The 12,830-nt window shown below is 49.1% G+C and carries 14 protein-coding genes; 6 read left to right on the top strand and 8 right to left on the bottom strand.

The window, feature by feature from the left end; all coding sequences use genetic code 11:
* Positions 1-50: 50 nt before the first annotated feature.
* The 3 genes from rpmI to thrS form a co-directional block, all read right to left on the bottom strand.
* Positions 51-248, bottom strand: a complete 198-nt coding sequence (rpmI, locus tag AACS05_RS09835; protein ID WP_003030583.1) for a 50S ribosomal protein L35 — start codon at positions 246-248, stop codon at positions 51-53.
* Between the two features lie 96 nt (positions 249-344).
* Complete coding sequence (gene infC, locus AACS05_RS09830) at positions 345-887, bottom strand: translation initiation factor IF-3 (RefSeq protein WP_071828920.1); 543 nt, start codon at positions 885-887, stop codon at positions 345-347.
* Positions 888-890: 3 nt separating this feature from the next.
* Positions 891-2,819, bottom strand: a complete 1,929-nt coding sequence (gene thrS / locus AACS05_RS09825; RefSeq protein ID WP_045442112.1) for a threonine--tRNA ligase — start codon at positions 2,817-2,819, stop codon at positions 891-893.
* A gap of 305 nt (positions 2,820-3,124) precedes the next feature.
* Here thrS and yniD point away from each other — a divergent pair, with 305 nt between their 5' ends.
* On the top strand, positions 3,125-3,232 hold the full coding sequence (yniD, locus tag AACS05_RS09820) for a small membrane protein YniD (RefSeq protein WP_136345516.1): 108 nt from the start codon (positions 3,125-3,127) through the stop codon (positions 3,230-3,232).
* A 132-nt stretch (positions 3,233-3,364) separates the two neighbouring features.
* Here yniD and AACS05_RS09815 read toward each other — a convergent pair whose 3' ends face one another.
* On the bottom strand, positions 3,365-4,123 hold the full coding sequence (locus tag AACS05_RS09815; RefSeq protein ID WP_045442110.1) for a DUF481 domain-containing protein: 759 nt from the start codon (positions 4,121-4,123) through the stop codon (positions 3,365-3,367).
* A gap of 287 nt (positions 4,124-4,410) precedes the next feature.
* On the opposite strand from AACS05_RS09815, the gene pfkB reads away from it, so the two are divergent.
* Both pfkB and AACS05_RS09805 read left to right on the top strand, forming a co-directional pair.
* Complete coding sequence (pfkB, locus tag AACS05_RS09810) at positions 4,411-5,340, top strand: 6-phosphofructokinase II (protein ID WP_045442107.1); 930 nt, start codon at positions 4,411-4,413, stop codon at positions 5,338-5,340.
* 270 nt (positions 5,341-5,610) lie between these two features.
* Positions 5,611-6,471: a fructosamine kinase family protein gene (locus AACS05_RS09805; protein ID WP_045442105.1), complete on the top strand. Its 861-nt coding sequence runs from the start codon at positions 5,611-5,613 to the stop codon at positions 6,469-6,471.
* Positions 6,472-6,546: 75 nt separating this feature from the next.
* On the opposite strand, the gene AACS05_RS09800 is transcribed toward AACS05_RS09805, so the two are convergent.
* A complete protein-coding gene (locus AACS05_RS09800; RefSeq protein WP_045442103.1) occupies positions 6,547-7,083 on the bottom strand; it encodes a YniB family protein in 537 nt (178 codons plus the stop codon).
* A 169-nt stretch (positions 7,084-7,252) separates the two neighbouring features.
* Between AACS05_RS09800 and hxpB the strand changes: the two genes are divergently transcribed.
* The 3 genes from hxpB to tcyP all read left to right on the top strand — a co-directional run bounded on the left by hxpB (position 7,253) and on the right by tcyP (position 10,193).
* Positions 7,253-7,921: a hexitol phosphatase HxpB gene (gene hxpB / locus AACS05_RS09795; protein ID WP_045442101.1), complete on the top strand. Its 669-nt coding sequence runs from the start codon at positions 7,253-7,255 to the stop codon at positions 7,919-7,921.
* Positions 7,922-8,066: 145 nt separating this feature from the next.
* Positions 8,067-8,666, top strand: coding sequence for a metal-dependent hydrolase (locus AACS05_RS09790; RefSeq protein WP_136345517.1), 600 nt, complete (start codon positions 8,067-8,069; stop codon positions 8,664-8,666).
* 135 nt (positions 8,667-8,801) lie between these two features.
* On the top strand, positions 8,802-10,193 hold the full coding sequence (gene tcyP / locus AACS05_RS09785; RefSeq protein ID WP_045442098.1) for a cystine/sulfocysteine:cation symporter: 1,392 nt from the start codon (positions 8,802-8,804) through the stop codon (positions 10,191-10,193).
* 64 nt (positions 10,194-10,257) lie between these two features.
* Here tcyP and cedA read toward each other — a convergent pair whose 3' ends face one another.
* The 3 genes from cedA to AACS05_RS09770 all read right to left on the bottom strand — a co-directional run bounded on the left by cedA (position 10,258) and on the right by AACS05_RS09770 (position 12,814).
* On the bottom strand, positions 10,258-10,521 hold the full coding sequence (gene cedA / locus AACS05_RS09780) for a cell division activator CedA (RefSeq protein WP_071667549.1): 264 nt from the start codon (positions 10,519-10,521) through the stop codon (positions 10,258-10,260).
* Between the two features lie 166 nt (positions 10,522-10,687).
* Positions 10,688-11,446 carry a chitin disaccharide deacetylase gene (chbG, locus tag AACS05_RS09775; RefSeq protein WP_045442084.1) on the bottom strand — a complete coding sequence of 253 codons (759 nt, stop codon included), beginning with the start codon at positions 11,444-11,446 and terminating at the stop codon, positions 10,688-10,690.
* Positions 11,447-11,458: 12 nt separating this feature from the next.
* On the bottom strand, positions 11,459-12,814 hold the full coding sequence (locus AACS05_RS09770; protein ID WP_045442082.1) for a 6-phospho-beta-glucosidase: 1,356 nt from the start codon (positions 12,812-12,814) through the stop codon (positions 11,459-11,461).
* Positions 12,815-12,830 lie beyond the last annotated feature (16 nt).

Raw genomic sequence — 12,830 nt, 5'->3', positions numbered from 1 at the left:
CTCTCCTGTATCTATATTCTTAGTAAAAAAATTGATTAAACGTTAACGGCTTATGCGTACGGCAGGCACGCGATAACCAGACCCAGATCGCCTTTAGAAACGAGGCCTTTTGGACGCAGGTGACGTTTACGCTTAGTAGATTTTTTGGTCAGAATATGACGCAGGTTTGCGTGCTTACGCTTAAATCCACCACCACCGGTTTTTTTGAAGCGCTTAGCAGCACCGCGTACGGTCTTAATTTTCGGCATTTTAATAACTTCCACTTCGCATTGTTAATAAACGAAACGTAGGCGAACAACGGCTGTGGAACCCGTAGGCTCCACAGACATTGCTACTTGAAGGCCTTACTGTTTCTTCTTAGGAGCGAGCACCATGATCATCTGGCGGCCTTCGATCTTCGTAGGGAAGGATTCGACTACTGCCAGTTCACTCAGATCGTCACGGACGCGCGTCAGCACTTCCATACCGATCTGTTGGTGGGCCATCTCACGACCGCGGAAACGCAGCGTGATCTTAGCCTTATCGCCATCTTCCAGAAAGCGTACCAGGCTGCGGAGTTTTACCTGGTAATCGCCATCGTCGGTGCCAGGACGGAATTTAATTTCCTTAACCTGGATAACTTTTTGCTTTTTCTTCTGTTCCTTAGAAGACTTACTCTTTTCATAAAGGAACTTGCCGTAGTCCATAATACGACAAACTGGCGGTTCGGCGTTAGGGCTGATTTCAACTAAATCTACTCCAGCTTCTTCAGCTTTTTCGATAGCTTCTCTCAGACTCACAATACCCAAAGCTTCGCCTTCCAGACCTGTTAAGCGAACTTCCAGGGCGCGAATCTCGCCATTGATACGATTCGGACGTGCCGTTTGAACTCGTTTTCCGCCTTTAATACCTTATTCCTCCAGTTGTTGAAGACTGCGGCTGCGAATCTCTTGTTGCAGCTTCTCGATAACTTCATTTACGTCCAGGCTGCCCAAGTCTTTGCCACGACGGGTACGCACGGCAACTTTGCCGGCTTCTACCTCTTTGTCGCCACAGACCAACATGTAAGGGACACGACGTAAAGTGTGCTCGCGGATTTTAAAGCCTATCTTCTCATTTCTCAAGTCTGCTTTTACACGAATACCCGCATTTTGTAGTTTCTGCGTTAATTCGTTAACGTATTCAGACTGCGAATCGGTAATGTTCATGACCACAACCTGAACTGGCGCAAGCCAGGTCGGGAAGAAGCCAGCGAACTCTTCAGTCAGGATACCGATAAAACGTTCCATCGACCCAAGAATTGCGCGGTGAATCATAACCGGCACCTGACGCTCGTTGTTTTCGCCAACATAAGAGGCGCTCAGACGGGACGGCAGGGAGAAGTCCAGCTGTACAGTACCGCACTGCCATGCACGATCGAGGCAGTCATACAGGGTAAATTCAATTTTCGGACCGTAGAATGCGCCCTCACCCAGTTGATATTCAAACGGGATGTTGTTTTCTTCCAGCGCAACGGCTAAGTCCGCTTCAGCACGGTCCCACATTTCATCGCTACCGATACGTTTTTCGGGGCGAGTGGACAGTTTGACGACGATTTTCTCGAAGCCAAAAGTGCTATACATATCGTAGACCATACGGATGCAGGCGTTAACTTCATCACGGATCTGCTCTTCAGTACAGAAGATGTGTGCATCATCCTGCGTGAAACCACGTACACGCATCAGACCGTGCAGCGCACCAGATGGTTCGTTACGGTGGCAGCTACCAAACTCAGCCATACGCAGCGGCAGGTCACGATAGGATTTCAGACCTTGATTGAAGATCTGTACGTGACCTGGGCAGTTCATTGGCTTGATGCAGTATTCACGGTTCTCAGAAGAGGTAGTGAACATCGCATCTTTGTAGTTGTCCCAGTGTCCTGTTTTTTCCCACAGTACACGGTCCATCATAAACGGACCTTTAACTTCCTGATACTGGTATTCTTTCAGTTTCGAACGAACAAAGACTTCCAGTTCACGGAAAATAGTCCAACCATCGTTATGCCAGAACACCATACCCGGTGCTTCTTCCTGCATATGATACAGGTCAAGCTGCTTACCAATTTTACGGTGGTCGCGTTTGGCCGCTTCTTCCAGACGTTGCAGGTAGGCGCTCAGGGCTTTTTTATCTGCCCATGCAGTACCATAAATACGCTGCAGCATCTTGTTGTTGCTATCACCGCGCCAGTACGCCCCAGCGGTCTTCATCAGTTTAAAGTGATGGCAGAAACGCATATTTGGCACGTGCGGGCCACGGCACATATCGACATATTCTTCATGATGGTACAAGCCTGGCTTGTCATCATGGGCGATGTTTTCATCAAGAATAGAGACTTTGTAGGTCTCGCCACGCTTCACGAACGTTTCACGCGCTTCGTACCAGCTGACTTTCTTCTTAATGACATCGTAGTTCTTCTCAGCGAGCTCGTGCATCCGCTTTTCGAGCGCGTCGACGTCTTCCTGAGTTAACGTACGGTCAAGATCGATATCGTAGTAAAAACCGTTGTCAACAACCGGTCCGATCGCCATTTTGGTGTGCGGCCAGAGTTGTTTGATCGCGTGCCCTAACAGGTGCGCACAGGAGTGACGAATGATCTCCAGACCTTCTTCATCCTTAGCGGTGATGATAGAGAGCTTCGCATCATGTTCAATCAGATCGGAAGCATCAACCAGTTCACCATTTACACGGCCTGCGATGGTGGCTTTCGCCAGACCTGGACCGATGTCCAGCGCAACATCCATGGGGCTTACAGCGTGGTCGTAATGGCGTTGGCTGCCATCAGGAAGAGTAATAACAGGCATGTTATATCCTTATTTGCAGTGGTGACCCACACGTAAGATCACATACAAAGTTTCAATATTTAAAATTACCAAAAAGGTGTGGGCTGATTCCCGCTTCACTCTGCGAAATATGTCACATATCACCGGACTGGCAACAACGTAACCTACACCCGCTTTTTGATAACACCGTCTGACAGTGTACACGGCATTACGAGTCGTTCAAAGCAGCAATCAACGCGCCATCTATGATTTAAATCAATTCACTGACGACCTGCAGCCTTTGTTACACTGTGCAGTAATAGTCTGATCTGAGCAGGAAAAGAACCATGCCAACAAATCGCTCTGCAAAAAAACACTGGAAAATGGTTGTGGTATTGCTCGTAATTTGTGCGGCAATGTTGATGTTACGCTGGGCGGCAATAATTTGGGGCTAATTTGAAAAACGTTACTGACATTCGCCAGGCGTTTTCATTTTTTTATAAGTTAAAGTAGAAAGTATATTTAAAGAATCATTACGCTCAATAATAAAAAGAAAAGCCAGGTCATTTAATTGACCTGGCCTATTACTACATACGATAGCCGAGAGAAACAGTTGTACGACGATCGGTATGTTCCGGCGCTGTTGCCGGCGGTTCAGAGTTCCAGGTAACGTTATAAGCCACCTTCAACCCGAAGTGTTCATTGATAGCAACATTTAAGGCTGATTCAGAGTTGAGCGTTGTATCATCAGCACCAAACACCGATACACCCTGAGTAAACTTGGTGTTGTCCGTCATCTGCCACGCATAGGCGCCAGACGCATAACCCAACGGCTGAGTTTCAGTCTTACCGTCAGTGTGCTCGTCATAGCGAACGCCAGGACCAAATTCAAAACGGAAGCTGTGCACCGGTCCACTGAGGAACTGACGACCATAACCTGCGGTCAGCACGTCACGCTCATGATAGCCGTTATAACGGTCTGTCAACCAGCTCGCCTGCCCAAACAAGTAATCATAGTCGGTCATGTTGAAACGGCTACGACCGCCCGCGGCATATTTCTCCGAAGATCGCTCATCATTCGAGGAGGTATTGCTGGCATTTCCCCACAGAGACCACGCCGTGGTTTCACCGTACCAGGTCATGGTGGTATCTGCAGTTAAAGAAGAACTTTTTGTGTTGCCTGACTGGGCGAGGTATCCCGCGTTCAGGTTACCTTCAAAAGGTTTTTTCGCGCTGGAAGGGTCATCCATGACAGTAAAAACGGAATCATCGGCGGCGGCATGCATTGACGCAAACACGCACCCCGTCAGCACGAATGCTGCGGGTACTGTCTTCAAAAGCTTCATTTATAAAGAGTCCGTACAACAAAAAAAGAGACCATTACGGTCTCGGAAACTTTCATATGGATCAATGACAAAAGACCCAGGAAAGGTAACAAATTATAAAAAGACTCGAATAACATAGCAATATATTCTTATTTCATTTTTTGAATAAGAGCGTTCTTAAACCATAATTTTATTTATATATAAATAGAGGGATAGTTTTAAATAAAGATGCGATAAATCATGTTGTTAATTGCTTCACTTTCGTGACGTTAAGTGCCAGACTGAGGTCAGCCTAACAGGAGGTAAAGATGGTACGTATCTATACGTTAACACTCGCGCCCTCTCTCGATAGCGCAACAATCACCCCACAAATCTACCCCGAAGGTAAACTTCGCTGCACCTCGCCAGTTTTTGAACCTGGTGGCGGCGGCATCAATGTGGCTCGCGCCATCGCGCATCTTGGCGGTAGCGCAACAGCGATTTTCCCGGCAGGCGGCGCCACTGGTGAACACCTGGTGTCCTTACTCGCTGATGAAAATGTTCCAGTATCGACGATAGAAGCCAAAGACTGGACCCGACAAAATCTTCATGTCCATGTGGAGTCCAGCGGCGAACAATATCGTTTTGTTATGCCCGGCGCTGCGCTCACTGATGACGAATTTCACCAGCTTCAGGATCAGGTACTGGAAATTGAATCAGGTGCGCTACTGGTCATTAGCGGTAGCCTGCCCCCCGGTGTAAAACTTGAGAAATTAACCCGACTGGTCACCACGGCACAAAAGCAGGGTATCCGTTGCATCATTGATAGCTCCGGTGACGCACTAACAGCGGCGTTAGCTATTGGCAATATCGAACTGGTCAAACCCAATCTTAAAGAACTGAGCGCCCTGGTTAATCGTGAACTCACGCAGCCTGATGATGTCCGTAAAGCCGCACAGGAAATAGTGCAAAGTGGTAAAGCCCATCGAGTAGTGGTCTCTCTTGGCCCACAAGGGGCATTAGGCGTTGATCGTGAAACCTGCGTTCAGGTGGTTCCGCCTCCGGTGAAAAGTCAAAGTACCGTTGGCGCGGGCGACAGTATGGTCGGCGCCATGACGCTTAAACTGGCTGAAAACGCGCCATTTGAGGATATTGTTCGTTTTGGCGTAGCTGCAGGCAGCGCAGCGACGCTAAATCAGGGCACACGACTGTGCTCTTTAAACGATGCGCAAAAAATATATTCGTATCTTTCTCAATGATAGCCCTCTCCCCCTTATAGAAAATAAGGGGGATTTACCCACAAAGCTGTCAGCATACGTGTTATACGTCTATGATAAAAAATCACGTGATTACAAAGAAGTGAATCACGTGAAGCCGAAAGTCGCCCTATCTCAGGGAGGTGTGGAAGAACGACAAACATTAAGTGCCTTTCCAGTAATGACGCGTTCAGGGTGTGCGTCAGTTCGTGTTTTTTTTCCGCATTATTGCGCTAACCTTATGATCTGGCAGACAACATGGGGAGAGACATCATGTGGCAGGCAATCAGTCGTCTTTTAAGCGAGCAATTAGGTGAAGGCGAAATCGAGCTGCGTAATGAACTGCCTGGCGGAGAGATCCACGCCGCATGGCATTTACGCTATGCGGGGCGCGATTTTTTCGTCAAATGCGATGAAAGGGAGCTGTTATCCGGCTTTACGGCGGAAGCCGATCAACTGGAACTGCTCTCCCGGAGTAATACTGTTTCAGTTCCAAAAGTCTGGGCGGTAGGTGCAGACAGGGACTACAGTTTTCTGGTGATGGATTTCCTTCCTCCGCGCCCACTTGATGCTCACAACGCCTTTATTCTGGGACAACAGCTGGCACATCTGCATGAATGGAGCGATCAACCGCAGTTCGGTCTCGACTTCGATAATGCACTCTCCACCACTCCGCAACCCAATACCTGGCAACGTCGCTGGTCAACCTTTTTTGCAGAACAACGTATTGGCTGGCAACTGGAACTGGCCGCTGAAAAAGGCATTGCGTTTGGTAGCATTGACGCAATTGTAGAACATGTTCAACAGCGACTCTCCTCACATCAGCCGCAGCCCTCGCTGCTACATGGCGATCTTTGGTCAGGAAACTGTGCTCTCGGCCCCAACGGCCCTTACATTTTTGATCCCGCCTGTTATTGGGGGGACAGAGAATGCGATCTGGCGATGCTGCCGTTACATACCGATCAACCGCCGCAGATTTATGATGGCTATCAGTCTGTCTCGCCTTTGCCGCTGGATTTTCTGGATCGTCAGCCCATCTACCAGTTGTACACGCTGCTCAACCGGGCGATTTTGTTCGGTGGTCAGCATCTTGTAGTCGCGCAGAAAGCGATGGAACGGTTACTGGCTGCTTAAAACAATTGCCTGTTGGCACTCTGCTTATCAGGCCTACAGTCCCACGCCAGAACTGTAGGCCTGATAAGACATTACTTACAAAAAGCCCAGTAACGAAAAGAAGAAATAGCCGATTACGATGACAATCACCGGCAAAATATAGAGCGGGAAGATTTGTAGAAAGATCGTATGGTGCGGTACGACAATACGCGATTCAATTTGCTCACGTGACAGCCCCTCACTTCCTTTAGCCTGTTCCAGAATCAGTTGGTCTTCAACGCCTTCACGCAGAAAGCGCGCCTGGCGGCTCATCCTGGCACCAGAATCCTGCAACGCCAGACCAATAAAGATAAGAATAAAAATCAGCCAGAAAACGAGGTTCAGGCCGCTTTGAAAATCTGGCGTCGGCGAGTTATACCAAAACACATTAAGAAATGGTGTATTCACCCGCATCATGTCAATCATAACGTGAGCAAAATCGAGCATTACGGCGTTAATGCCTTCCTGTTTTTCACTGTGCGCATACATAAACTTCAGTACTGAAACCAGCGTTGAAATCAGCGCCGGGATAAAGATTATCCACCCCACCAGCCTTTTCAAGACAGCAATGCGTCCAGCTTGTTGATACGTCATGAGTTCCCCTTGATTAAGACGTGTCATTTTGGCCTAAGTTTACCCGTTGATAACTGTTTTCGCCTGATCTTTAAAGGCGATATAATAAAGGATTAGCCATAATGAACGCTTAGAGCGAGTTCAGTTACGCTCTTAATCCCGCTGTTTAATTCTCAAAGGAGAGGTTGTGATGTCAACCCCGCGTCAAATTCTTGCTGCAATTTTCGATATGGATGGATTACTGGTCGATTCAGAGCCACTCTGGGATCAGGCCGAACTGGATGTCATCGCAAGTTTAGGCGTAGATATCACTCGCCGCCATGAGCTTCCGGATACACTGGGATTGCGTATCGACATGGTTGTTGATCTCTGGTTTGCCCAGCAACCATGGAACGGCCCCTCACGCCAGGAAGTCACGGATCGTATCATCACCCGGGCTATTTCGCTGGTTGAAGAGACCCGGCCTCTGTTACCCGGCGTACGTGAAGCTGTCGCGCTGTGTAAATCCCAGGGGCTGCTGGTTGGGCTTGCGTCTGCCTCACCGCTGCACATGCTGGAAAAAGTGCTGGCAATGTTTGATCTCCGCGACAGCTTCGATGCGCTGGCCTCTGCTGAAAAACTGCCCTACAGCAAACCGCATCCCCAGGTTTACCTCGACTGCGCAGCCAAGCTGGGCGTTGATCCATTATCCTGTGTGGCACTGGAAGACTCCGTGAACGGCATGATCGCCTCCAGAGCGGCACGAATGCGCTCCATTGTCGTACCGGCGCATGAGAATCAGGACGATCCGCGATTTGTTCTTGCCGACGTCAAACTGACATCACTGACCGAACTTACCGCCGTGCATCTGCACGAGTAATCATCCAACGGGCAATGGCAGCATTGCCCGCAGATTGTCGATCGTGTTCCAGCGCACGCTGAGAGCATAATTGTGACAAAGGGTTACAACGTCACCTCTTCCGCCTACTGTATAAAACCCCTATACTGTATGAATTGACAGTTTATTGGGTTTTATCATGACGGCGGAAGGCCACCTTCTTTTTTCTATAGCCTGTGCGGTATTTGCCAAAAATGCCGAGCTGACGCCCGTTCTCGCTCAGGGTGACTGGTGGCATATTGTTCCTTCAGCAATTTTGACGTGCCTGCTGCCCGATATTGATCATCCTAAATCTCTGCTTGGTCAGCGTCTGAAATGGATATCAAAACCAATTGCCCGGGCGTTTGGCCACCGTGGATTTACACACAGCCTGCTGGCGGTCTTTGCCCTGTTGACAACATTTTACCTGAAAGTACCCGATACCTGGATAATCCCGGCTGATGCGTTACAAGGGATGGTACTTGGTTATCTCAGCCACATTGTGGCGGATATGTTGACGCCCGCCGGTGTTCCCCTGCTCTGGCCTTGCCGTTGGCGCTTTCGCTTGCCGATCCTCGTGCCGCAAAAAGGTAATCAACTGGAGCGTTTTTTATGCATGGCGCTGTTCGCATGGTCTATCTGGATGCCACAAACAATGCCAGAGAATAGTGCCGTACGCTGGTCATCGCAGATGATTAACACGCTGCAAATGCAATTTAATCGGTTTATAAAACACCAGGCTGATTAATAATTCAGCCAAAATGTCATTTCGGAATAAACAATTCCATTTGAATATAAGAGGCACATCACAGATTCTGCTAATCTTGCGCCAACAGAATCACTGTAGCACGGTGATATATATAAAAAGATCAGGAGAACGGGGATGAACTTTCCATTAATCGCGAACATTATCGTGTTCGCCATACTGCTGTTACTGCTGGCGCAAACCCGTCACAAACAGTGGAGTCTGGCCAAAAAAGTACTGGTTGGTCTTGTCATGGGCGTGGTTTTTGGCCTTGCCCTGCACACCATCTACGGCTCTGACAGCCAGGTGCTGAAAGATTCCGTACAATGGTTCAACATTGTCGGCAATGGCTATGTCCAACTACTGCAAATGATTGTTATGCCGCTGGTGTTTGCCTCTATCCTTAGCGCCGTTGCTCGTCTGCATAACGCTTCCCAACTGGGTAAAATTAGCTTCCTGACTATCGGAACGTTATTGTTTACCACGCTGATAGCTGCTCTGGTAGGGGTGCTGGTCACCAACCTGTTCGGCCTGACGGCAGAAGGTCTGGTGCAGGGCGGTGCTGAAACCGCACGTCTGAACGCCATTGAAACCAATTATGCTGGCAAAGTCGCTGACCTCAGCGTTCCGCAACTGGTGCTGTCGTTCATCCCGAAAAACCCGTTTGCCGATCTGACCGGTGCTAACCCGACCTCGATTATCAGCGTGGTTATTTTCGCGGCATTCCTCGGTGTTGCAGCGCTTAAACTGCTGAAAGATGATGCCCCGAAAGGCGAACGTGTATTAACCGCTATCGATACCCTGCAAAGCTGGGTGATGAAACTGGTTCGTCTGGTTATGCAACTGACGCCGTACGGTGTGCTGGCGCTGATGACTAAAGTCGTTGCGGGTTCAAACCTGCAGGACATCATTAAGCTCGGTAGCTTTGTCGTGGCCTCTTATCTCGGCCTGGGTATTATGTTCGTGGTTCACGGTATCCTGCTGGGTATTAACGGTGTTAGCCCACTGAAATATTTCCGTAAAGTCTGGCCTGTACTGACTTTCGCATTCACCAGCCGTTCCAGCGCCGCGTCTATTCCGCTGAACGTTGAAGCACAAACTCGTCGTCTGGGTGTACCGGAGTCCATTGCCAGCTTTGCGGCTTCTTTTGGCGCAACGATTGGGCAAAACGGTTGTGCCGGCCTGTATCCTGCCATGCTGGCCGTGATGGTTGCACCAACTGTCGGTATTAATCCGCTGGATCCAATGTGGATTGCGACGCTGGTAGGTATCGTCACCGTCAGCTCCGCAGGTGTGGCTGGTGTGGGCGGTGGCGCAACCTTTGCCGCGCTGATTGTGCTGCCTGCGATGGGCCTGCCGGTGACACTGGTCGCTCTGCTGATCTCCGTTGAACCACTGATCGATATGGGCCGTACTGCGTTGAACGTCAGCGGTTCCATGACCGCCGGTACGCTCACCAGCCAATGGCTGAAGCAAACCGATAAAACGATTCTGGATAACGACGATAATGCCGAACTGGCACACCGCTAACCCTGATTCCTGAAATGTAAAAAACCGCCGGAGAGTAATGCTCCGGCGGTTTTTTTATGTCCGGTTAATCGCTCAGTTCATTTTCCTGGCGAACCTGGTTCGCCCAGCGTTGTGCCGACTCCGGCACTGTAAACGCAGGCGACCGTTGAAACGCCTCCCCCATTAAGACAAAAGCGACATATTTCCCGCGCAGTATCCATACGTCACGAAACGCATCCATTTTGATCGCATGTTCAGGTGGTGCAGGCTCCACACGCGGAACATAGCTGATAACCGGACGATTTTGTTGGCGAAGAGGTTTCATAATCAGTTGCTTCACTAAAGACAAATTCTAAAAAACTGAAAAGCGCTATCTTAGCTGATTTTCTTATCGGGCGTTGTAAAAACAGTTTGCTCGCTAAAATAATGGCAAATCGAGGACTACGGGCAGGCTGCTGAGGCTGGAATGATAGACAAAAAAAGTGCGGCGCATCTCAGCGCCGCAAACTCAGGAATTACACGTTCAGAAAACTGCCAAGACGATAACCGCGCTCCGCAATAGCATATTTCAATGACGAAGACGTCAGCACATCGAGTTCAGTTAAACGGGGGTAACAATAGGCGCTTTGACGAATAATATTATCGATAAAGGCCGGATGACACATCACTTCCAGCGAAGACTCCCCTCTTTCAGCAGATGCATCCAGAGCCTGTAAAAACAGCGCCTCAGAGATAGTTTCGCCATAAAACTCGCTGCTGAACCCCTGGGTGGTACGCAACGTTACCGGTATGTCAGACGCCTGAATCACTGTCTGGCGATCAATACGCAGCGCAATGCCCCGTTGCGCAGCGAAATTAGCTACGATTGGGAAGATCTGCGGGAACATATGCACATGGTGGTGACTATCCAGATGCGTCGGCTCCCGCCCAAACAGGTTAATAAAACGCTGATACTGAGCGGTCAGCTCTTGTGAAATTTCATCCAGCGGCAAAGTATCTTCCTCAGCCATCTGCCAGATCCATTTCCCCAAAAGCCCGTCACGAGTCAACCCCGGCATAAGCGTCAACGGTTTTCCCAGCGTCAGAACAAAGTGCATTCCCACAGCCAGTTCGGGTAAATCGCGGCTGAGCTGCTCCGCGTGGTTAATCGCTTCGCCATTGACCAGCGCCGTTGTCGAGGTCACAACACCATTGCGACAGGCTTCCACAATGCCGTAGTTTTGTCCTTTACTCAGGCCAAAATCATCAGCATTAACTATCAGTACGCGTTCCATAGCCAACCTCGATTAATGTTGTTCGCTTTTGAGTTTCTCGATACAACCGGCAAAGTTAGGCAGCCATTTCTCGTGTGCGAGAATTAATTCCCGAGCCAGAATCTCGGCATCATGGTCAGAATGTACTAATGGACTAAGGTTTAGCGCCAACAGCACATCATTAATCTCACCACTCAGCGCCGCCTGACTCGCCGCCACTTCAAAGCCTTTAATGGTATAGATAAGGCCGAGGACTTTCTCGTCAAAATGGGTAATTCTCGGGTGCGGTGTCGCACCGTTACGTCCCAACGTACAGGTCATTTCAACCGCCCAGTCTGCGGGAATATTATCGACATGCCCATGATGAGGGATGTTGACATAGTGCTCGGTCTGTTTGTCGTTGTAGATGGCGTTAATCACTTCGCAAGCCGCATCGGAGTAATAGGCCCCACCGCGCTGCTCAAGCTCCTTCGGCTTAACATTCAGCTCAGGGTTTTTGTAGAGTTCAAACAGCTGTTTCTCGACTTTCTGCACCACCTGAGCACGTGCACCGCCCTTATAGTATTCACCCATTTCAATCGCCAGCATCTCTTTTGGCTTGAAGTAATACAGCAAGTAAGAGCAAGGTAAGAGTTTCAGTGAGCGAATCAGTCCTTCGCTAAACGGCAAATCGAAAATGTTCTTCACCGAAGAGGCTTTAAGCTGACCAGAAGCCACGCCGTCCAGAAGTTCATCAAAACGCGACTCCCCATTCACCAGTACGTCTTTAATAAAGACCATATGATTCAGGCCAAACAGATCGATGGATAAATCATCGCTCTCTTTCAGCGCCAGCACATCGCTGATAAACATTTTCATGCCGATGGGAATATTACACACGCCAATAAATTTCTTGAAATTAGTGTGGCGATAAACCGCTTCAGTCACCATCCCGGCCGGGTTAGTAAAGTTAATCACCCATGCGTTCGGACACAGTTCCTCCACATCCTTCACGATGTCAAAAATGACCGGAATAGTACGTAAACCTTTAAACAGGCCGCCAGCACCGTTAGTTTCCTGTCCCAGATAACCATGACTTAACGGAATTCGCTCATCCTTTTCGCGCGCTTTCAACTGACCAACTCGCAGCTGTGTTGTGACAAAATCAGCGTCTTTCAGGGCTTCACGGCGATCCAGCGTTTTATACAGCTTCATCGGCACGCCAGCTTTGTCGATCATTCGCTGGCACAGGTCAAAAATAATATCCAGCTTCTCTTTTCCACCATCGACATCCACCAGCCACAGTTCAGAAACCGGCAATTCATGATAACGCTTAATAAAGCCTTCAAGTAACTCAGGGGTGTAGCTACTTCCGCCACCAATAGTGACGACTTTTAATTTCTGATTCATAATTTCTCCCTTCAGT

It is taken from the genome of Citrobacter sp. S-77 (genome assembly GCF_963864895.1).
GTDB classification, from domain to species: Bacteria; Pseudomonadota; Gammaproteobacteria; order Enterobacterales; family Enterobacteriaceae; genus Citrobacter; species Citrobacter murliniae.
This window is presented reverse-complemented; position numbering and strand designations above follow the sequence as displayed.

Excerpts from the sequence above, each read along its gene's own strand:
- hxpB (WP_045442101.1), top strand. The coding sequence starts at position 7,253 with ATGTCAACCCCGCGTCAAATTCTTGCTGCAATTTTCGATATGGATGGA.
- AACS05_RS09815 (WP_045442110.1), bottom strand. The coding sequence starts at position 4,123 with ATGAAGCTTTTGAAGACAGTACCCGCAGCATTCGTGCTGACGGGGTGC.
- AACS05_RS09770 (WP_045442082.1), bottom strand. The coding sequence starts at position 12,814 with ATGAATCAGAAATTAAAAGTCGTCACTATTGGTGGCGGAAGTAGCTAC.
- tcyP (WP_045442098.1), top strand. The coding sequence starts at position 8,802 with ATGAACTTTCCATTAATCGCGAACATTATCGTGTTCGCCATACTGCTG.
- AACS05_RS09805 (WP_045442105.1), top strand. The coding sequence starts at position 5,611 with ATGTGGCAGGCAATCAGTCGTCTTTTAAGCGAGCAATTAGGTGAAGGC.
- chbG (WP_045442084.1), bottom strand. The coding sequence starts at position 11,446 with ATGGAACGCGTACTGATAGTTAATGCTGATGATTTTGGCCTGAGTAAA.
- pfkB (WP_045442107.1), top strand. The coding sequence starts at position 4,411 with ATGGTACGTATCTATACGTTAACACTCGCGCCCTCTCTCGATAGCGCA.
- AACS05_RS09800 (WP_045442103.1), bottom strand. The coding sequence starts at position 7,083 with ATGACGTATCAACAAGCTGGACGCATTGCTGTCTTGAAAAGGCTGGTG.
- yniD (WP_136345516.1), top strand. The coding sequence starts at position 3,125 with ATGCCAACAAATCGCTCTGCAAAAAAACACTGGAAAATGGTTGTGGTA.
- thrS (WP_045442112.1), bottom strand. The coding sequence starts at position 2,819 with ATGCCTGTTATTACTCTTCCTGATGGCAGCCAACGCCATTACGACCAC.
- rpmI (WP_003030583.1), bottom strand. The coding sequence starts at position 248 with ATGCCGAAAATTAAGACCGTACGCGGTGCTGCTAAGCGCTTCAAAAAA.